15 protein-coding genes are annotated in these 20,554 nt (G+C 56.6%); 11 read left to right on the forward strand and 4 right to left on the reverse strand.

The annotated features are described in order from the left end of the window. Window positions 1-14 precede the first annotated feature (14 nt). The 8 genes from asd (at window position 15) to ACMHYW_RS05535 (ending at window position 8,154) form a co-directional block, all read left to right on the forward strand. Window positions 15-1,130: an aspartate-semialdehyde dehydrogenase gene (gene asd / locus ACMHYW_RS05500; protein ID WP_414501227.1), complete on the forward strand. Its 1,116-nt coding sequence runs from the start codon at window positions 15-17 to the stop codon at window positions 1,128-1,130. A 213-nt stretch (window positions 1,131-1,343) separates the two neighbouring features. Further along, complete coding sequence (truA, locus tag ACMHYW_RS05505) at window positions 1,344-2,285, forward strand: tRNA pseudouridine(38-40) synthase TruA (RefSeq protein ID WP_414501228.1); 942 nt, start codon at window positions 1,344-1,346, stop codon at window positions 2,283-2,285. A gap of 51 nt (window positions 2,286-2,336) precedes the next feature. Next, on the forward strand, window positions 2,337-2,999 hold the full coding sequence (locus ACMHYW_RS05510) for a phosphoribosylanthranilate isomerase (RefSeq protein WP_414501229.1): 663 nt from the start codon (window positions 2,337-2,339) through the stop codon (window positions 2,997-2,999). A gap of 149 nt (window positions 3,000-3,148) precedes the next feature. Continuing rightward, the gene (accD, locus tag ACMHYW_RS05515; protein ID WP_414501230.1) at window positions 3,149-4,021 is read left to right on the forward strand and encodes an acetyl-CoA carboxylase, carboxyltransferase subunit beta; all 873 of its coding nucleotides are present in this window, start codon (window positions 3,149-3,151) and stop codon (window positions 4,019-4,021) included. Window positions 4,022-4,050: 29 nt separating this feature from the next. Beyond that, window positions 4,051-5,340, forward strand: a complete 1,290-nt coding sequence (gene folC, locus ACMHYW_RS05520) for a bifunctional tetrahydrofolate synthase/dihydrofolate synthase (RefSeq protein ID WP_414501231.1) — start codon at window positions 4,051-4,053, stop codon at window positions 5,338-5,340. A gap of 61 nt (window positions 5,341-5,401) precedes the next feature. Further along, on the forward strand, window positions 5,402-6,259 hold the full coding sequence (locus ACMHYW_RS05525; RefSeq protein WP_414501232.1) for an SPOR domain-containing protein: 858 nt from the start codon (window positions 5,402-5,404) through the stop codon (window positions 6,257-6,259). Then, the gene (locus tag ACMHYW_RS05530) at window positions 6,259-6,834 is read left to right on the forward strand and encodes a CvpA family protein (RefSeq protein ID WP_051523953.1); all 576 of its coding nucleotides are present in this window, start codon (window positions 6,259-6,261) and stop codon (window positions 6,832-6,834) included. The genes ACMHYW_RS05525 and ACMHYW_RS05530 overlap by 1 nt, the downstream gene beginning before the upstream one ends. Window positions 6,835-6,948: 114 nt before the next feature. Then, on the forward strand, window positions 6,949-8,154 hold the full coding sequence (locus ACMHYW_RS05535; RefSeq protein ID WP_027705536.1) for an O-succinylhomoserine sulfhydrylase: 1,206 nt from the start codon (window positions 6,949-6,951) through the stop codon (window positions 8,152-8,154). Between the two features lie 220 nt (window positions 8,155-8,374). Here the strand turns inward: ACMHYW_RS05535 and ACMHYW_RS05540 are convergent, their stop codons facing one another. From ACMHYW_RS05540 to cfa, 3 genes are all read right to left on the reverse strand, one after another. Next, window positions 8,375-9,040 carry a glutathione S-transferase family protein gene (locus tag ACMHYW_RS05540; RefSeq protein ID WP_414501233.1) on the reverse strand — a complete coding sequence of 222 codons (666 nt, stop codon included), beginning with the start codon at window positions 9,038-9,040 and terminating at the stop codon, window positions 8,375-8,377. A gap of 167 nt (window positions 9,041-9,207) precedes the next feature. Then, on the reverse strand, window positions 9,208-10,407 hold the full coding sequence (locus ACMHYW_RS05545) for an aromatic amino acid transaminase (protein WP_414501476.1): 1,200 nt from the start codon (window positions 10,405-10,407) through the stop codon (window positions 9,208-9,210). A 190-nt stretch (window positions 10,408-10,597) separates the two neighbouring features. Further along, entirely contained in the window at window positions 10,598-11,734 is a 1,137-nt protein-coding gene (cfa, locus tag ACMHYW_RS05550; RefSeq protein WP_414501234.1) for a cyclopropane fatty acyl phospholipid synthase, read from the reverse strand. Window positions 11,735-12,432: 698 nt separating this feature from the next. Here cfa and serS point away from each other — a divergent pair. Beyond that, a complete protein-coding gene (serS, locus tag ACMHYW_RS05555) occupies window positions 12,433-13,716 on the forward strand; it encodes a serine--tRNA ligase (protein WP_414501235.1) in 1,284 nt (427 codons plus the stop codon). 1,218 nt (window positions 13,717-14,934) lie between these two features. On the opposite strand, the gene tsaA is transcribed toward serS, so the two are convergent. After that, window positions 14,935-15,642: a tRNA (N6-threonylcarbamoyladenosine(37)-N6)-methyltransferase TrmO gene (gene tsaA / locus ACMHYW_RS05560; protein WP_414501236.1), complete on the reverse strand. Its 708-nt coding sequence runs from the start codon at window positions 15,640-15,642 to the stop codon at window positions 14,935-14,937. A gap of 1,086 nt (window positions 15,643-16,728) precedes the next feature. On the opposite strand from tsaA, the gene ampD reads away from it, so the two are divergent. Further along, window positions 16,729-17,313, forward strand: a complete 585-nt coding sequence (gene ampD / locus ACMHYW_RS05565) for a 1,6-anhydro-N-acetylmuramyl-L-alanine amidase AmpD (protein WP_414501237.1) — start codon at window positions 16,729-16,731, stop codon at window positions 17,311-17,313. A gap of 490 nt (window positions 17,314-17,803) precedes the next feature. Beyond that, on the forward strand, window positions 17,804-20,488 hold the full coding sequence (gene aceE, locus ACMHYW_RS05570; protein ID WP_414501238.1) for a pyruvate dehydrogenase (acetyl-transferring), homodimeric type: 2,685 nt from the start codon (window positions 17,804-17,806) through the stop codon (window positions 20,486-20,488). The last annotated feature ends 66 nt before the right edge of the window (window positions 20,489-20,554 follow it).

Here is a 20,554-nt window from a genome sequence, read left to right on the forward strand (position 1 = left end):
CGGAGATGGCGAACATGCTTAAGGTAGGACTGGTCGGATGGCGTGGCATGGTAGGGTCCGTGCTGATGCAGCGTATGCAGGAAGAGCAGGATTTCCGTGATATCGAACCTACCTTCTTTTCTACTTCTCAGGTAGGTATCGAAGGGCCGGTAGTCAATGGCAAGGCGACAGGCGAACTGAAAGATGCCTTTGATCTAGAGCAGCTTGCCGATCAGGACGTCATCATTACCTGTCAGGGCGGCGACTACACCAAGGCCGTTCACGATGCGCTGCGTGAGCAGGGGTGGACCGGTTACTGGATCGACGCGGCTAGCACCATGCGCATGCGCGACGATGCCGCTATCATTCTCGACCCAGTCAACCGTGCGCTGATCGACCGTCGCCTTGAAGAAGGCTGCCGTACCTTTGTCGGCGGTAACTGTACCGTTAGTCTGATGCTGATGGGGCTGGGCGGCCTGTTCGAAAAAGGATGGGTCGAATGGATGACGTCCATGACCTACCAAGCCGCGTCCGGCGCAGGCGCGCGCCACATGAAAGAATTGCTCAATCAGATGGGCTACCTGCACGATGCGGTTGCGGAAGGTCTGAATGACCCGGCGCAGAGCATGCTGGACATCGACCGCGATGTTACCGCAGCACTGCGCAGCGATGCGATGCCGACCGAGCAGTTCGGCTATCCGCTGGCGGGCAGCCTGCTGCCATGGATCGATAGTCAGCTTGAGAACGGCCAGAGCCGTGAAGAATGGAAGGGCGGCGCTGAAACCAACAAGATCCTGGGTTATGCGCCGAATACCGTACCGGTCGATGGTCTGTGCGTGCGTATCGGCAACATGCGCTGCCATGCGCAGGCGTTCACCATCAAGCTGAAGAAGGATATCCCGCTGGCAGATATCGAAGCAGCCATCCGCGATTACACTCCGTGGACCAAGCTGGTACCGAACGATAAGGATGCCACGCTGCAGGATCTGACGCCGACGGCCGTTGCCGGCACACTGACGGTACCAGTGGGTCGTCTGCGCAAGCTGAACATGGGGGGAGAATACCTGTCAGCATTCTCCGTCGGTGACCAGCTGCTGTGGGGGGCGGCTGAACCGCTGCGTCGCATGCTGCGCGTGATCGCTGACCGTTAAGGCTTGTCCTGATACGGCAGTAACGATGAGGGAGGGGGCTTCGGCCTGCCTCCCTCATTGCGTCATGGGCGCTTGTGCTCGCCTAGCGGTTGCCCGGATAATAAACACTTCATCATGCACCGCCTTTTCCTTCTTTTGGTATAGCGATGGCTTTTGGCTATAGCCATGGGGGCGGCGGTGTCATCATTTCACAGAACGGGAAGTTATCGGTTCATGTCGTTGTTTACCTTGCTTGATGAACACCATCCACGCGCAGGCCGCTTTGCCATGGGAATCGAGTACGATGGCTCACGGTACTACGGTTGGCAGCGACTGAAAGAGGGGCCTTCCGTTCAGCAGGCGCTGGAAGAGGCGCTGGCACGGGTCGCACGTCAGCCCATTGAGGTGTTTGCCAGTGGGCGCACGGATACCGGTGTGCATGCGACTCGGCAGATCATCCATTTCGATACTCCCGTGGCGCGTACCCAGAAAGCTTGGGTGATGGGGGGTAACGCCAACCTGCCTGCCGATGTGCGCATTCAGTGGGCGGTGCCCGTCTCTGATGATTTCCATGCCCGTGCCACGGCCACCGCGCGTCGCTATCGCTACCTCATCTTCAACAGCAGCATGCCGCCTGCGTTGGGGCATGCCACGATGACATGGCACCGCTCCCCCCTGGACGAACAACGGATGCATGCGGCGGCACAGGCGCTGGTGGGCGAACACGACTTCTCGGCGTTCCGAGCTGCACGCTGCCAGTCCAGCACCCCATGGCGCCATGTGCATTTCGTTGACGTGACGCGACATGGGCCGCTAATCGTCGTGGACGTGCAGGCCAACGCCTTTCTTCATCATATGATCCGCAATATCGTGGGCGTACTGCTGGCCATCGGTGACGGCCGCCGCACCGTAGAATGGTGCGCACAGGTGCTGGCGTCACGTGACCGCACTCAGGCCGGCATCACCGCGCCTCCACAAGGGTTGCACTTCGTCGACGCGCGCTTTGCAGGCAAGGATGTGCTGCCCGAAACGCCGCTTGGGCCCACGCCGCTGCTGTTTCTCGGCGAGTGGACAGGTGAGCGGGAGGTGCCAATTGGCGAATACCTGCGCACGACCGCGCGCATGCAGCGCCACGGGCTGGGAGAGACACCTGCAGCAAGCTGTGATGAAAAGTGATGTTTGCGCGGCGTGCGAATACGGGCACCACGGCATAAGGAAAGAGACACTATGACGAATTCTGGAAAAAGCGTGGTGGCTCAGCGCACTCGCCTTAAGATCTGCGGTCTAACCCGCCGAACGGATGTCGATGCGGCCATCGCGGCAGGTGCGGATGCCATCGGCTTTGTGCTCTGGGAAGGCAGTCGTCGAGCAGTGACGGCTGAACAGCTGGCACAATTGACTAACCGGCTTCCTCCCTTTGTGTCGCGTGTCGGTCTGTTCGTTAATGCTTCTGCGCAACAGGTTGAACAGTGCTTGCCTTGGCTGGATGTTCTACAGTTTCACGGAGATGAATCTCCGCTAGACTGTGCGGCTTTTGGCGTGCCGTGGTTCAAGGCACTGCGCATGAAGCAAGGCCTTGATCTTACCGAACAGGCTGAACGCTATGCGCAGGCCAACGCCTTGTTGCTGGATGCGTGGGTGCCGGATATGCCCGGCGGTACCGGTCAGCGTTTCGACTGGCAGCGCATTCCTGCCGCGCTGGCACCTTCCATTATTTTGGCGGGAGGGTTGACGGCAGATAACGTCGGAGCTGCCATTCATCAGGTCGGGCCTTATGCTGTCGATGTTTCTGGTGGAGTTGAATCCGGGCCGGGAACCAAGTCGGTAGCGGCCATGCAAGCGTTTGCCAACGCCGTGCGGCAGGCCGATGCCACCCGATTGCCAGCATGATCGGCATCAAGCGGCTACCCAATTGGGGCCGGAGACCGTTACAATAGCGCACAGTGTCTCACACGCTATTCTTGTCTTTCGCCATCAAGAGGTCGTTTCCTCTGGCGAAAGACCAAACTCGTTTCAATGATCTAGGACGCCTTTCGCTCATGAGCTGGCTGGATAAAATTGTCCCTTCGATGGGGCGCACCAAGCGCGCTGATCGACGCTCCAATATTCCTGATGGCCTCTGGCACAAGTGCCCGAGCTGTGAAGCAGTTCTGTATCGTCCGGAACTCGAACGTCACGATAACGTATGTCCGAAATGCGATCATCATTTGCGCATGTCGGCCCGCAAACGTCTCAGCTGGTTCCTTGATGAAGACGGACGCGAAGAGATCGCAGCAGACCTGCTGCCGATCGACCGCCTGAAATTCAAGGATTCTAAGCGCTATAAGGATCGCCTGAGTGCGGCCCAGAAGAACACAGGCGAGAACGATGCGCTGATCGCCATGCGTGGTCGCCTGAACGGTCTGGATGTCGTGGCCGTGGCTTTCGACTTCAGCTTCATGGGGGGGTCCATGGGGACGGTTGTCGGTGAGAAGTTCGTCCGTGCTGCCGAGCGTGCCTATGAAGAACGCATTCCGCTGGTCTGCTTTGCGGCGAGTGGCGGTGCACGTATGCAGGAAGGGCTGTTCTCGCTGATGCAGATGGCTAAAACCTCTGCGGTCATCGAAAAGCTGAAAAGCGCAGCGGTACCGTTCATCTCCGTTCTGACCGACCCGGTCTTCGGTGGGGTTACTGCATCTTTGGCGATGCTGGGCGACATCAATGTGGCCGAACCTAAGGCACTGATCGGTTTCGCGGGTCCTCGCGTCATCGAGCAGACCGTACGCGAGAAGCTGCCTGAAGGTTTCCAGCGCAGTGAGTTCTTGCTCGAACACGGTACGGTCGACATGATTGTTCACCGCGGTGAGCTGCGCGATACGCTTGAACGCATGATGCGCAAGTTCGTTCATGCGCCGAGCCGCAAGCAGGCCTGACGTTTAGTCGGGACGGAGGGGGGAATGTAATGACGCTGGATCAATGGCTGACGCTTCTTGGGCGTCAACACCCTGTTGCAATCGATCTCGGGTTGGAGCGTTTGACTACGGTAGCGGAGCGTCTGTCGTTGACTGGCCGTCCGCTTGCACGTCATGTCGTGACCGTGGCGGGTACCAATGGCAAGGGGTCGACGGTTGCGATGGTCGATGCTATTGCTCGTGCCCATGGGCTGAGCAGCGGTACCTACAGTTCCCCTCATCTACGTCGCTACAATGAGCGCGTGACCGTTAAAGGTCAGTATGTCACCGATGATCAGTTGGTGGCGGCTTTCGAACGTATTGAAGCAGCACGCACTCAGCCTGGCCTGCCGGAAGTTAGTCTGACCTACTTTGAAGTGGGCACGCTGGCGGCGGCGTTGATCTTCCAAGAGGCGGCATTGGACGTCGTAGTGCTGGAAGTCGGTCTCGGCGGCCGTCTTGATGCGGTCAATATCTTTGATGCCGATGTGGGGGTTGTCACCACTATCGGTATCGATCATGTTGAATATCTCGGTAGCGATATCAATGCGATCGGGCGAGAGAAGGCGGGTATCTTCCGGCGGGGTGCTGGGGCCGTGCTGGGCAGTAGTGATCTGCCTGCTTCGGTGCGCGAGGTGGCCGAGCACTGTGGCGTGGGCACTCTGCGCCAGCTGGGTGAATCCTTTGTCCGCACTGATGCTGTTGATGGGCATTGGTCGTGGTCAGGGCACGATGCGAAAGGCAACGACGTCGAACTTGTCGCGCTACCCGATCCGCATCTGCCACTGGATAACGCCGCGTCGGCTATTCAGGCAGCCTGGCTGGCGTTTGGCCCGCTATCGGCCGAACGGGTCGCACGCGCGCTGTCCTCACTTGATATGCCGGGGCGTCTGCAGTGGAAAGGGCCGTGGTGCCTAGACGTGTCGCATAACCCCCACGCGGCTGCCTATGTTGCCCGTTATTTTAAGGCTCGTGAACGTCAGGGCACCGTGCCCGCACGGCGAGTGGCCGTACTGGGCATGTTGGGCGATAAAGATCCCGATGGTGTGATCGAACAGCTGCAGTCCGTCATTTCTGAATGGATTGTGGTCTCGCTAGCCGGCGATCGTGCACGCGATGCCGATACGCTGGTTGCCGCTGTGAAGCGTCATGGCGGCCACGTACTGGCACGCTGTGACACGGTCGATCAGGCCATGCATTACTGTGAAACATTGCAACCTTATGCCGATGAACGGCTGGTGTGCGGTTCGTTCTTGACCGTAGCAGCCGCACTGGACTATCTGGATGCACAGTCGAAATGATGGGGTAGGTGCCCGTGATGAGCCACTGCCCGCAAGGAAACCATGACACGAGGATGTGTAAATGAAGTACGGGATGCGTGAACGAATCAGTGGCGGCATCATCCTGGTCGCCATAGCGGTTATTCTGGTGCTGATCTTCTTTGGAAGACCCGGACACCACAAGGAAGATGCGGCGGCACCGGACGTCTCCTTCAATCAGCAGCCGATCAATGGTTCACCGGCCAATGATCAGCCGCTGACGCTGCCTGCGGATGCGTCCGCTGCACCTAATGCGGTGGATCAAGCGCCGACCGATGGTGCGGTACCTGCTTTGGATCAGCAGAATGGTTCGGCTGTCGTCAATCCGATCACGCCGGCACCAGCTGCGCCGCAGCCTATCCAGACCAATCTGCAGCCTGCTCCTGTCGTGCCTGCTGCCCCTGCTCAGCCCGCTGTGCAGCGCCCGGCCGCTCCGGTACCTGCACCGGCGCGTCCAGTCGCGCCTGCTCCCAGCAAACCTGCGCCTCAGCCTGTACATAAAGCAGACAAGCCTGCTGCAGCACCTGTTGCGCCTAAAGCAGAAAGCAAGCCCGCTAAGTTAGCGTCCAGTGACCCGATCATGAATGCGGCTCAACGCCCCGAGGCACGCCCTGCTCCAGCGGCTGCGCCTGCCAAACCGGCGGCTCCGGCTCCCAGCGCTGCCGTGCCGACCGATGGTTGGTCCGTTCAGGCGGGCAGTTTCGGTAACAACGACAACGCTCAGCGGTTGATCCAGCGTCTGGCGCAGAGCGGCTTCAAGGCCTACACGCTCAAGCGTGATCCGAACACGGTCGTACTGGTCGGCCCGTTCTCTACTTCGCAGGCCGCCGAAGAAGCGCGTACGCAGATGCAGCAGCGTGCGGGTACCAATGGTCTTGTTGTACGTAACGGCAAGCACTGATGGCGTTGACGGGTTTTGATTGGTGTTTCATTGCCATTGCCGGTTTTTGTACGGTAATGGGATTGCGTCGCGGTCTGATTCATGAAGGGCTGGGGCTGCTGGTATGGGCGGTTGCCTTTCTGGCCGCCAACCACTATTGCGGTGTTCTGGCCCCTCATCTGCCCGCGATGTTTGCTTCTGAGGAGCTGCGCTTGATCGTTGCCTTCGCCGCTCTGATCATCGGCTGTGTACTGGTGGGCGGCTTTATCGTCCGCACGCTGAAGTCGATGATCGACTGGGCTGGAATGGGGGGCTTCAATCATGTGTTGGGCGCAGTGTTCGGTGCGCTGAAGGCAACCGCTATTCTTGTGCTGTTGAACGTCGTTATTCCAATGACGCCTTTCGGGCAGATGAGTGGTTGGCAGCATTCCATTTTGCGGCCCACTATTGCTCAGGCACAAGGGGTGCTGACCGGTCGCTTAGGAACGCTGTTGCGCCAAGCGTTCGATGAACACGTATTGCCTGCTGCACGCAAAGCGGAAGAGGCGGGCACTCAGGCTGCCTCTGAAATTATCAAGCCGCGACTGCAACACTGACGGACAACAACCGTCGGATCATGGTACGCTCAGCCCTTGTCTCTTTAGCCGGAGACAGGGGTTTTTTATCGCCTATTGCCGATCTTGCACACAGAACGGGAGGCTTTGCCGCCAATGAGCACGTATGACCATTCCGAATGGAGCGCAGAAACCGCTGCTATTCGCGCCTTTCATCAGCGCACCCACGAACAGGAGCACGTTGATCCCCTCTACATGACATCGAGCTTTGTCTATGGCAGCGCTGCTGAAGCCATGCGCAAATTCTCCGGGGAAGAAGAAGGCAATGTCTACGCGCGTTTCCATAACCCGACCGTGCAGCTGTTCGAAAAACGGTTGGCCGCGATGGAAGGCGGTGAGCAGTGTGTTGCAACGAGTTCCGGTATGTCGGCGATCCTGTCACTGGCGCTTGGATTGTTGAAAAGCGGTGATGAAATACTGGCGTCATCCGCACTGTTTGGCTCCACGGTGGGGTTATTCCGCAACTACCTCGAGAAATTCGGCGTCGGTATCCGCTTTATTTCGGCTACTGAGGTGGTCAATCCCGAAGCGTGGGAAAAAGCGATTACGCCGCAGACGCGACTGTTGTTTGCAGAAACGCCGTCTAATCCGCTGGCAACGCTGATCGACATTCGTGCTGTTGCGGATGTTGCTCATCGTCATGGTGCGCTGCTGGTCATCGACAACTGTTTCTGCACCCCGGTGCTTCAGCAGCCGCTGGCCTTGGGGGCGGATATCGTGGTGCATTCCGCGACCAAGTACATTGATGGTCAGGGCCGAGCTATCGGCGGTGCCGTAGTGGGGCGGCGCGAGCACATGCAGGATATCTTCAACGTTGTACGTACTTGTGGTCCGTGCCTCAGTCCGTTTAACGCATGGCTGTTCACCAAAGGGCTTGAAACGCTATCGCTGCGCATGAAGGCTCACTGTGAACAGGCGGCGGCACTGGCTGAGTGGTTGGAAGCCCATCCTGCGGTTGCTAAGGTGTACTACTGTGGCCTGCCGAGCCATCCCCAGCACGAACTGGCCAAACGACAGCTGCGTGCCTTCGGTGCGGTGGTTGGTTTTGAGGTGCACGGCGGTCGTGACGCCGCATGGTCCGTGATCGACAGTACTCAGATGTTGTCTATCACGGGTAATCTGGGTGATGTGCGCACCACCATTACCCATCCCGCCACGACGACACATGGCAAGCTGACCCTCGAACAGCGTGTCGCCGCAGGTATCGAGGAAGGGCTGATCCGTGTGTCGGTTGGCCTGGAAGGGCTGGACGATATCAAGCGCGATCTAGCACGAGGGCTGGATGCCTTGGCCGCATGCTAAATCCGATGCCTGCATAAGCGTTCGTGCCTGCACAAGAGAAGGCGCGCCCGAGCTTGGCCTTAATCACCTTGTCTTGCTGAGGGAATGAACGTTGCGTTCATGATTGTGATATGAGAATGGCTATCGGGTTCAGGTGGCAGATACGCTACTGTCAAAACGCTATGAAGAATGCCAGCGCATGCGCTGGCATTCTTGTATCTAGGTTAGGGAAGCTACAGACTTAACGGCGGTCGTCAGCTTCCGCTTCGGCCTCTGCTTCAGCACGGGCATCGCGTTCACGCTGTACCGCACGCACATAGGCAGGGCGAGACAGGCAGCGAGAGAGATAGTGCAGCAGCTCGGCAGGAAGCACATACCCGCGTTTGTCGGCCAGCATCAGCGTATGGCTGATCATGATGTCGGCGAGGCTGAATTGATCACCAACCAGCCACTCCTGTGAGGTGGGGTCGAAGCGATGCAGCAGCGTCTCGACAGCGGCCTGAAACTCCCACAAGGCTACGCCAAGGATCTCAGGAACGCGCTTGTCTTCCGGCAGTACGCGTGTGTGCTTAGCCTGCAGTGACAGCGGCTGTTCCAGCTCGCCTAGCGCGAAGCAGACCCACTGATCGACCAGACCCTGATTCATCGCTGAAACAGGTTTGAGTGTGCCTTGGCCGTACACGTCGACTAGGTAGCGGCAGATGGCGCCTGACTCAAACAGGAAAGAGCCGTCTTTTTCCTCCAGAACCGGCACCTTGCCGCCCGGATGGCGTACCAAATGGCGCAGCGTGCGACCTTCACCGCGGCGGATATCGACGTGAACGCAGCGATAGTCCAGGCCGATTTCTTCGGCCGTCCAGACCGTACGCAGAGAACGACTGAATGGATAGGTGTAAAGCGTAAGCATCGCAGCGCTTCCTTCAGGACAGATGAATGAGCACCAGCGGTACCTTGACGACATACGGCCAGCGCTGAGGCTGGCCGTATGTCGTCAAGGCATGACTGGCTTTTCCGTGAGGTGAGCATAGCGCTTTTTTCATGAAATTCACGCGCTATGCTCGCCTGCTGGATCGGCTAGTCGAATTTCTTCACTGCATCGGCCAGTGCGGCCGCCATGTCTTCCACCTGCTCTGAGCGCAGTCCCGCCATGCTGGCGCGGCCAGAACGCACCATGTAGATGCCGTATTCGTCACGCAGGTAGTCGACCTGTTCCGGGGACAGCCCCAGATAGGAGAACATGCCGTTCTGTTCCAGCACGCAGCTGAAACGTTCGCGCAGACCGTGAGCGTCCAGTGCATTGACCAGCTGCTCGCGCAGGGAGCGGATGCGCTGACGCATCTCGGTGACTTCACTAACCCATTGCTGGCGCAGGGCGTCATTGCCAAGCACATGGCTGACGACGGAGGCACCGTGTGCCGGCGGGTTGGAGTAGTTCTCGCGCGCAGTGATGGCCGCCTGAGAGCGGATGTTCAGCATCTCTTCCTTGTTGCCCGCGACCAGAATGAAAGCCCCGGTACGCTCGTTGTAGATACCGAAGTTCTTGGAACACGAGAAGGTGATGATCATCGCGTCCAGATTGTCGGCCAGCAGGCGTACACCGTAGGCATCTTCGTCCAGTCCGTGACCGAAGCCTTGGTAGGCCATGTCGATCAGCGGCAGCAAGCGGCGTTCGCGCAGTACTTCTAGAACGGCCTGCCACTGTTCGCGGCTGAGGTCGTAGCCTGTTGGGTTATGGCAGCAAGCGTGCAGCAGCACGATATCGCCTTCCGGAATCTGGTGCAGCGCTTCCAGCATGAGATCGAACACGAATCGGTTCTGATCGTCGACGTACGGGTAGCGCTTGATCTCAATGCCCGCGGCCGAGAAGATGCCGATATGGTTCGGCCATGTCGGATCGCTGATCCAAATGCGACGCGGACTGAGGTTAGTGCGCAGGAAATCAGCGGCCAGTCGCAGGGCGCCGGTGCCGCCCGGTGACTGTGTCAGCGAGGCACGTTGTTTGGCAAGTACCTCGGAGTCTGCCCCAAAGACCAGCGACAGCACCAAGTTGCCATAGTCGGCAGCACCGTGCGAACCGATATAGCTTTTGGTGGTTTCATGTTCGACCAGATAGCGTTCTGCATCCTTTACCGTCGGCAGGATAGGCGTATTGCCTTTATCATCGCGGTAAACGCCAACGCCAAGGTCAATCTTGCGCGAACGAGGATCATTCTTGAAGGCTTCGATCAGCCCGAGAATGGCGTCACCGGGAACACGCGGTATGTGCTCGAACATGGACATGGAGCAGAATCCTTAAATGGTGGAAGTCATTGTTTGAATGCGTAGCGCGAACGGTTGCGTCGCAGAGGACGACTGAAATGAAGGTGCATGAAAAACGAAAGGCTTCTGCACCTTCACTCAATATGCCACGACTGCTAGAGGGTTGCCACGTCTTCTCCTGCGAGAAGGAAAGAGGTCGTGGCGACTAGCGTGTAGCGTCGTAGCGAGCGGGGCGGTCGTGCGAGAAAACCACCTGCCACAGCTGGGTGCTGCGGGCGCGGAACGTTGCGGCACAGATCAGCAGATAATAGCGGAACATGCGGTAGGTACGCTCGTTGTAGCGATCGCTCAGTGACGGCCACGCTTCTTCGAAACGTTCATACCACGCCATCAGGGTACGGTCGTAGTCCGGCCCGAGGTTCTGCCAATCTTCCATGACAAACAGGTGTTCGGTTGGTTTGATCAGCTGGGCGACGGACGGCAGGATGCCGTTGGGGAAGATGTACTTGTTGATCCACGGGTCGGCGCCCAGATGGGACGTATTAGTGCCGATCGTGTGAAGCAGAAACAGACCGTCTTTTGCTAGCAGACGCTTGGCGGTTTTGAAGTAGGTCGAATAGTTTTTGTGACCCACGTGTTCGAACATACCGATGGACACGATGCGATCGAAGGTCCCGGTCAGTTCACGATAGTCTTCGAGGATGATTTCGACCGGCAGTCCCTGACAGCGTTCGCGAGCTAGCTGTGCCTGTTCCTTCGAAATCGTGATGCCCGTGACGTGGCAGCCATACTGGCGAGCGGCGAACTCTGCAAAGCTACCCCAGCCACAGCCGATATCCAGCACTTTCATGCCCGGTTTGAGTTCGAGCTTGCGGGCGATCAGGTCGAGCTTGGCGAGCTGTGCATCGTGCAGCGTATCGGCTTCTTTCCAGTACGCGCAGGAATAGCACATGGTTTCGTCGAGCATTTTCTGGAACAGATCGTTGCCCAGATCGTAGTGCTTTTCACCTACGATATAGGCACGCGTGCGGCTTTGCAGGTTGGTGAAGGTCGCCTGGAATGCATACAGCATCCGTACCCAGACGCTTTCTGCGCGATCACCGAGTCCTGCTCGCAGCAAGCGCGTGACCATTTCGTCGATGCGCTCGCAGTCCCACCAGCCGTCCATATAGGCCTCGCCGAGGCCAAGAGAGCCTTCTCGGAAGGCGCGACCATACAGGCGTTCATCATGAACCTGTATGTCCCAGGGGTTGCTGCCATTGATGGCTATGCCCGTGCCTTCTAACAAGCGTTCAGCAGTTTGCTGGGCGCGAGAGACAGTCCGTTGGGTATCACCAGCCACGTTGTCACTCCTCTTATGAAGGCGCGCAGTCACGGGTGACTGCGCGCCGGATGATTCCCTTGTCTTATTTGCTGCTGAAGAGAAAGTATGTCACTCCTGTTCGCAGGGGGAAAGCTTCGGATGCTACATATCAGTGCAGTGCAAATGCGCTTGGCGCATGCGGAACCGCTCAATCCCACGCTTTCGCTTATGTAGTTGTTGTATCGGACGAAGTGAGAACGGTTATATCTTTATGTTTTTATTAATCAAGTTGCCCTTAAGCATACGCTTCAATGCCGAATAGGGGTTGAGCGGTATTCGGGGTATACTGTACAACGCTTGATCACCGGATAACGGCAGGATCGTGCTAGAGCAGAACCGCGCTAGAGAGCGCTTACCAGTCGGTAGAACGCGAAGAGACAGCGTTACCGAGCGGTATCTCTCGCATTCTGCTTATTGCTGTCTGCGCCTGGTTAAGGCACAGTAACGGCATCTGTCGCCCTTTATCGCGCAATGAACGACTCTATAGAATAGGCGAACAGTAACTGACCGGCATGATCCGATGATCTCTGTCTTTTTCATCGAGGTGCTTTGTTCGGATCGGCTCAAGCCTTGCTTACCAGCGACTGCTTTTTCTCAAGATACCGTGCATTTTCGTCGCTGGGCTGTATCCGCCTGGGCTCTTCATCCACGCTTTACCGTAATCGGACTGAATCACCATGTTTGATCCCAAACTGCTGCGTAACGATCTCGAAACAGTGGCCAAACGCCTAGCAAGTCGAGGCTTCATCATCGACGCTGACGAACTCGGTTCGCTCGAAGCCCAGCGCCGTGAGCTTCAGGCGTCCACTGAGGCCCTCCAGAGTGAACGTAACGAACGTTCCCGGGCCATCGGGCGTGCCAAAGCCAATGGTGAGGATATTGCACCGCTGCTGGCTGAAGTTGATGGACTGGGCGACCGCCTGAGTCAGGCCAGCAAGCGTCTGGAAGAAGTGCAAGCGCGTTTCGACGACATCTGCATGGGACTGCCGAACCTGCCGCACGATAGCGTTCCTGTCGGCAAGAGTGAGGACGATAACCTTGAGCTGACGCGCTGGGGTACACCGCGCCAGTTCGACTTCGACGTTCGCGACCATACCGATATCGGTGCGCTGACCGGCGGTCTGGATTTCGAGCGCGCAGCACGTCTGACCGGTAGCCGTTTTGCCGTCATGCGTGGCCAGATCGCGCGTTTGCATCGTGCCATTGCGCAGTTCATGTTGGATGTACAGACGCAAGATCATGGCTATCAGGAAACCTACGTACCTTACATGGTGAACCGCGATTCACTGCAGGGTACGGGCCAGCTGCCGAAATTCGAAGAAGACCTGTTCAAGCTGCAGGGCGATTCCGGCTACTACCTGATTCCTACCGCTGAAGTACCGTTGACTAACTTGGTGCGTGGCGAGATTCTTGACGAAGCACAGCTGCCGTTCAAAATGACGGCTCATACACCTTGCTTCCGCAGTGAAGCCGGTGCCTATGGGCGCGACACACGCGGCATGATCCGCCAGCACCAGTTTGACAAGGTCGAAATGGTTCAGATCGTTCACCCGGAACGTTCCTACGACGCGCTCGAAGAAATGCGTGGTCATGCTGAAACCATCCTGCGTCGCCTTGAACTGCCTTACCGCGTAGTGCTGCTGTGCACGGGCGATATGGGCTTTAGCGCTGCCAAGACCTACGACCTTGAAGTGTGGCTGCCGAGCCAGAGCACATACCGCGAGATTTCTTCCATCTCCAACTGCGAAGATTTCCAAGCGCGTCGCATGCAGGCGCGTTTCCGCGGTGCTGAGCAGAAAAAACCTGCGCTGGTGCATACGCTGAACGGTTCTGGACTGGCTGTAGGGCGCTGCATGGTCGCCGTCATGGAAAACTATCAAAACGAAGATGGCTCCATTACGGTGCCGGAAGCACTGCGTGGTTACATGGGCGGTCTGGACGTTATCAACCTGCCTAAGTAAGCCTTCGCTGGATAGAGGGAATGGGCGTTACTGCTTGCTCCCCACAAAAAAAGCCTGCCATCCCTTTAAGGGTGACAGGCTTTTTTTGTGCGTGGGTTTGGCCATACATCCAGTAGGGGGTGTGGTTATGGCAGTGCGGACGTTAACTCTTTTTTATATGATTGTGATTTCAGTAAATCGTTACGGGTCGTGTCGTATTTATTGGCGAAGCATTACTTAATAATAACTGACTGAAAGTGCATATTGCGGGAGGTAGTCGCCGATACATCAGAAGAGAGGATTATTATGGGTATGGGGCTGTTATTTAACGTCTTTTTTTGTGTTACGAAAACGGGATTGAATTGGTATTACACAAACCTGTCCCTAAGGACACTGACAAATTTTGTAGACTGTCGGCTGTAGTAATGGGAAAGGGTTTTGATTATAATTCATTACAACCTTAGTGGTGTTTATGGGTTGGCAAGATTCGTTCAATAACGCTCGTTTTTATCGGCTATCCGAGCTTTTGTTGCCAGCCAGACGTTGTATGCTGAACCCACTATAAAAAAATCCCTAGCCTTGTAGGGCTAGGGACACGATAGAAGGTGCGCGTCCTTGCGCACGGTTGGAATACATGCAATGGCAATCCCGCCATTGTAGCAGCTTGACGAACGCTATAAGACGTCGTTGGCCCGACATGATCCATAGCGCCTGTACAAGCAGCCAAGTCGGAGGCAGCATCCTTGCCCCTCCAGAGCCTACGTCCTTGTAGGCTCAAAACCGCACTGATACACAGTTAAACATTTCGTGAGAATGTGAAAGTGAGAGATCACTCTCTGTTCTCGCAAATCATTCTATACATTAAGTAACAGTAGACGATACTGTTCTTTAGTGCGGGTATCGCGTTACCACAATACTTCTCTTTTATCGTTCTGATAATCTCGCCCCAAATTGGTCTTCTGGTATTGATGCCAATTATCTTTTTGCCGACCCTTAAGATAACGCACTGTATAGGCTGGTCTTTTTAAGGAGTCGCTTTATTTTCTTCCCTGTAAAAGAATAAAGAAACTCAAGCGTTACTTGATTTTGGGTATAAGCATAGTGTTACTGATAAAAGTGGTATTGTTATTGGTATGCTATGAATATGGAAATAAAGGGGTAGTCTCTTTTTTTATCCAAAAAAGCATCAAAGAAGGAAATTTTGTGTAAGGGTGTTGCTATTTGAAAAGCGCCCTGTCCTTACGGGGTGTCGATAGCCACGATTTTTAGTGCGCACTGACCATCAAGCACCGTTTCCCGGAACTTGACGTCGATGTCGCGTAGGCGCACGCCGTACAGGCGTTCGGTGTTGCCGTGGTGGTAAGCCGGGCGAGGATCTTGCGCAATGACGTCGTTTATCAATGTAACAAGCGTATCGCCATCGGGGTGTGCGGCAAGGGTCTTTCGGGCCGCTTCGCTATAGATAACGGCGTATTGCGGTGGCGGAGCGGGTGCAAAGCCCGCGCGCGCGTTGTCGACGCTGTCTGACCAGGGGAGATAGGGCTTGATGTCGAGCACTGGGGTGTCGTCTACCAGATCATGGCCGCGAATGATAATGGTGGGATGGGGCGTGCATTCGATGCCAGCAATTTCTACCAACGACAGGCCCAAGCGGTTCGGGCGATGCGTAGCGCGCGATGCAAATACGCCTACCTTGCGGTTGCCCCCTAGGCGTGGTGGACGGACCAGTGCATGCCATTCCGTCGGATTGCGATGGAAGACGAACGTCAGCCAGACATGGCTGAAATCTTCTAGACCGCGCAAGGCGTCTGCTGTATCGAATGGCGGTTGCAGTACCAAGCGTGCCGTGGCGCTGGAAGCCAGCCCTGGCTGGCGCGGAACGCCGAACTTGTCAGGGTAGCAGCCTTCCACTATCGCGACAGGCATCATGTCAAAGGTCGTTGTCATTGCGCGTGGCTCTGGCCCCAGACGAAAAGCCGCCATTCTAATGCTTTAAGAAGTCGCTTGCCAGCGGCCATGCCTCGCGGACCACTGGGCTTGGGCTCTTTGAAGGTTTCGATGCCGTTGCTTGGTTTTTTACAGTGATGCAAAAAGGTCGCCGTAAGGGCTACTCCTCTAGGCTACCTGCCTGCCGTGCTACATATTGTTTTTGAGTGACCGTGCCGTGTGCGGTCGACCGCTTGAATGTTCATGCCTTGCCGACTGTTGATGAGAGGCCTCTTTCTTTGAGGCAGATTATCAGAGGGTCAAAAAAAGACAGCGGTTTCGGTTGGCCTGGCGCTATGGCGAGCGCCCAATATTCCTGCGTTCCTGCGTTCCTGCGTTCCTGCGTTCCTGCGTTCCTGCGTTCCTGCGTTCCTGCGTTCCTGCGTTCCTGCGTTCCTGCGTTCCTGCGTTCCTGCGTTCCTGCGTTCCTGCGTTCCTGCGTTCCTGCGTCTTTTTATACCTATATAAAAGAAAGCGCATAACGCATTAATGTCAGGGCGGGGGAGCCTTCTGTATTCGGTAGCCGCGTGTGCGATATTGCTTCGGAGTGGTGCTTAAAAATGGAGGCCGTTTGATACGGCGTGATATGAAGGGGGCGCGATAGTCTTATCATTTTGCTTCTGTGTGCCGGGAATTATTAGACTTTGGTGGCGTGCAATGGCGTCTGTTGGCATCGCAACTTACCGTGGCACCAATGTTTTTTTACAAACGACGCTTATATCGTAAGTGTGGTGCGTTGGCTGATGGTGTTCTTGTTGTGACGACGTGTGGTATGAACGATGTATGCGTGGAGCTGAGAGAAGCCGATGTGTGGGGCGACAAGTGGTTACAACATGTCCCAGGGTAATCGGTGAGCGTGAGGTAAGAGACATCTGATTTGTCGACGGTCCGTGTCGAATATTTGTCACTGCGGTTTTCTTATATTTTAGATCATTCAGCAGCTTAGCTGAAAATGTCGCTCGTCAACACGAGCAGGCTTTGATGTGGCATCATAGCGGCCTCGAATGGCGTCGGCGTGTATCAATGAGTGGGAAATGGAGTGTGAATATGGCTTCAAGCTTGCATCATGCGGTTGAACGCGAATGGCGTGTCGATAGCGATCACTGGCTGGAACACGTTTCACGCTGCCTGTCGCCCAATCGTAATGCTCGCCCTGTCGCGGAGCCTTCGGTGCTAGTGGTGCACTCCATTTCGTTACCTCCAGGGGAGTGGGGGGGCGATGCCATCTTCGACTTGTTTTCCAATACGCTTGATTGCGCGCGTCATCCTTCTTTCTCATCGCTGCGAGGTGTGACAGTGTCGGCCCATGTGGTGATACGTCGCAATGGTGAGGCGGTACAGTGCGTGCCGTTCGATGAGCGCGCTTGGCATGCCGGTCGCTCTCAGTGGAGGGGCATGCAAGGCCTGAATGACGATGCCGTAGGCATTGAGCTGGAAGGTTTGCCCACTGTGCCGTTTACCTTGGCGCAGTATCGTACCTTGGCGGCGATCACGCGAGGCCTGCTGGTACGCTACCCCTTGCTGAACGTGGAGCGCATCGTAGGGCATGCGCTGATCGCGCCCATGAGAAAGGAAGATCCCGGTCCCGCATTCGACTGGCAGCTATTTCGACAATATCTGTCGGTCAATTAAGGGCCGTGATTGAGGGCTGATAAGGGCTTTGTCTGCGAGCCGTGTCGTTATCATGCGATAGTTTTAGCACTATGGAGGTGAAAATGTCCGAATGCAGGCTAAATGAGGGAAACTTGGCCTCTGAGCAGATGTCTCATGGTTAAAGTAATGTAACATTGCGGACCCTGCATTATGAGGCCATGTTTAATTGGCAGGGCTTGGATATTACGGTATCTTCGCTGGCCGTTTTGCATTGTGGCTTGGTTTGTGTCGAGCCGCTGAAGAATTTTGCCGTGGAGTGCTTGCCACTTCACGCCGTATACCGTCCGGATGACACGGGCCCATCGCAGGGCACTCGGTCATCCGGTCTGCTGATGGAACATTGTTGATGTCCGTTGGCGAGGGGCAATCTGTACGACGATGCGCGCGAAAAGTGCCACGTCCCCCACGTTAGTAATGTCCCGCGTTGATCTGGGACAGTTAACGCCAATATTCATCTGGAGAGACGTCCATGAATCTCGAGGCAAGAGAAGATCTTGATCCGATCGAAACCCAGGAGTGGCTGGATTCCCTGGTATCGGTCATGGATCGCGAAGGCGATGACCGCGCTCGTTATCTGCTGAGTCGCCTGGCGGATCGACTCCGTCGCGATGGCATGCAGCCGGCCTTTTCTCTGAAAACGCCGCATCGCAACACGATCCCTACGCACCGCGAAGCTAAAATGCCTGGCGACATGTTCTTGGAACGCAAGCTGCGTTCCGCCATGCGCTGGAACAGCGTGGCGCAGGTGCTGCGTGCCAACAAGAAAAGCAAGGGAGTTGGTGGTCACCTCGCCAGCTACCAGTCCAGCTGTACGCTGTACGAAGTCGGTTTTAACCACTTCTTCCGCGGCGGTGATGAAGATGGCAAAGGGGACCTGATCTATTTCCAGGGTCACATTGCGCCGGGTATCTACGCGCGCTCCTTCCTTGAAGGTCGCTTGAGCGAAGAACAGCTCGACAACTTCCGTCAGGAAGCCGACGGTAATGGCCTGTCTTCCTACCCGCACCCGTACTTGATGCCGGATTACTGGCAGTTCCCGACCGTTTCCATGGGCCTGGGGCCGTTGATGGCGATCTATCAGGCACGCATGATGAAATACCTTGATGCGCGCGGCGTCGAAGCTGCGGGTGATCGCAAGGTATGGGCGTTCTTGGGTGACGGTGAGTGTGATGAAGTTGAAACGCTGGGCGCGCTGGGTATGGCGTCTCGCGAAGGGTTGGACAACCTCATCTTCGTCATCAACTGCAACCTACAGCGTCTGGACGGCCCGGTTCGTGGTAACGGCCGCATTATGGACGAGCTGGAAGGCATCTTCCGCGGTGCCGGCTGGAACGTCATCAAGGTTGTCTGGGGTAGTCTGTGGGATCGTCTGTTCGAACAGGATCGTAAAGGGCTGCTGCAGAAACGCATGGACGAGATGGTGGATGGTGAATTCCAGACCATCGCGGCTCAGGATGCGGGCTACATGCGCGAGCATTTCTTCGGTAAGTACGAAGAGCTGGCGAAGATGGTCGAGAACCTGTCCGACGAAGACCTGATGAGCCTGAACCGTGGTGGCCATGATCCGCAGAAGGTCTACGCGGCTTACCACGAAGCGGTCAACAACGCCAATGGCCTGCCTACCGTTATCCTCGCGCATACCGTCAAGGGTTACGGCATGGGTAAAGGTCACGGTGAAGCGGATATGGAAGCGCACCAGATCAAGACCATGAACGCCGATGCGCTCAAGGTGTTCCGTGATCGTTTCGCCATCCCGGTATCCGACGAAGCGCTGGAAAGCGGCGACATGCCGTACTACAAGCCGGCTGACGATGCACCGGAAATGCGCTACATGCATGAACGCCGTCAGGCGCTCAAAGGCTATCTGCCGAAGCGCCACGGTGACTTCGAAGCGCTCGAGATTCCTGCACTCGACGACAAGATCTTCGCCAACCAGCTCAAGGGCAGTGGCGACCGCACTATTTCCACCACCATGTCTTTCGTGCGTGTGCTCAACGGATTGATCAAAGACAAGGCGTTGGGGCATCGCGTCGTGCCGATCATCCCTGATGAAGCACGTACGTTCGGTATGGAAGGCCTGTTCCGTCAGGTCGGCATCTACTCCACCCACGGTCAGCAGTACGAGCCGATGGATGCGGGTCAGATCATGTACTACCGCGAAGACCAGAAAGGTCAGGTGCTCGAAGAGGGCATCAACGAAGCGGGAGCCATGGCGTCTTGGATCGCGGCTTCTACCGCTTATGCCAACCACAATCATGCGCTGATTCCGTTCTACATCTATTATTCGATGTTCGGTTTCCAGCGTATTGGTGACTTGGCATGGGCCGCCGGTGACATGCAGGCGCGTGGGTTTATGCTGGGCGGTACGTCCGGCCGCACGACGTTGAACGGTGAAGGTCTGCAGCACCAAGATGGTCACAGCCACATTCAGGCGTCCACCATCCCGAACTGCCGCAGCTACGATCCGACCTATGCGCATGAGCTGGCGATCATCCTGCGTGATGGTCTGAAGCGCATGTTCCAGGACAAGGAAAGCTGCTTCTACTACCTGACGGTGATGAACGAGAACTACGTTCATCCGGAAATGCCGGAAGGCTGTGAAGAAGGCGTCATCCGCGGTATGTACCCGCTGCGTTCCGTCGAGGCCGATGGTGCCAAGGCGCGCGTACAGCTGCTGGGTAGCGGCACGATCCTGCGTGAAGTCGAAGCTGCGGCAGACCTGCTACGTGATGACTTCGGCATCGCATCCGATATCTGGAGCGTAACCAGTTTCAACGAACTGCGCCGCGAAGCGCTGGAGATCGAACGTCAGGCCTTCCTGAACGTCGACCAGACACCGGCCAAACCGTGGGTTACGCAGTGCCTCGAAGGTCGTGAAGGTCCGATCATCGCCTCTACCGACTACATGAAGCTGTATGCGGATCAGGTGCGTGCATGGGTACCGAACGATTACCACGTGCTGGGTACGGACGGTTTCGGTCGTTCTGATAGCCGTGCGCATCTGCGTCACTTCTTTGAAGTGGATCGCTATTTCGTGACGGTCGTGGCGCTGAAAGCGCTGGCCGACCAAGGTGCCGTCGATCGTGCGCTCGTTAAGGAAGCGCTCGATAAATACGGTATCGACACCAGCAAACCCAATCCGCTGACGGTGTGATGCCGACCTGAACCGGAATCTGCCGCCGCTAGCCCGTGTCGTTCACGGCGCCTGTGGCGGCATTGG

This window comes from Zymobacter sp. IVIA_12111.31 C1, assembly GCF_047495495.1.
In the GTDB taxonomy this organism is placed as follows: Bacteria; Pseudomonadota; Gammaproteobacteria; order Pseudomonadales; family Halomonadaceae; genus Zymobacter.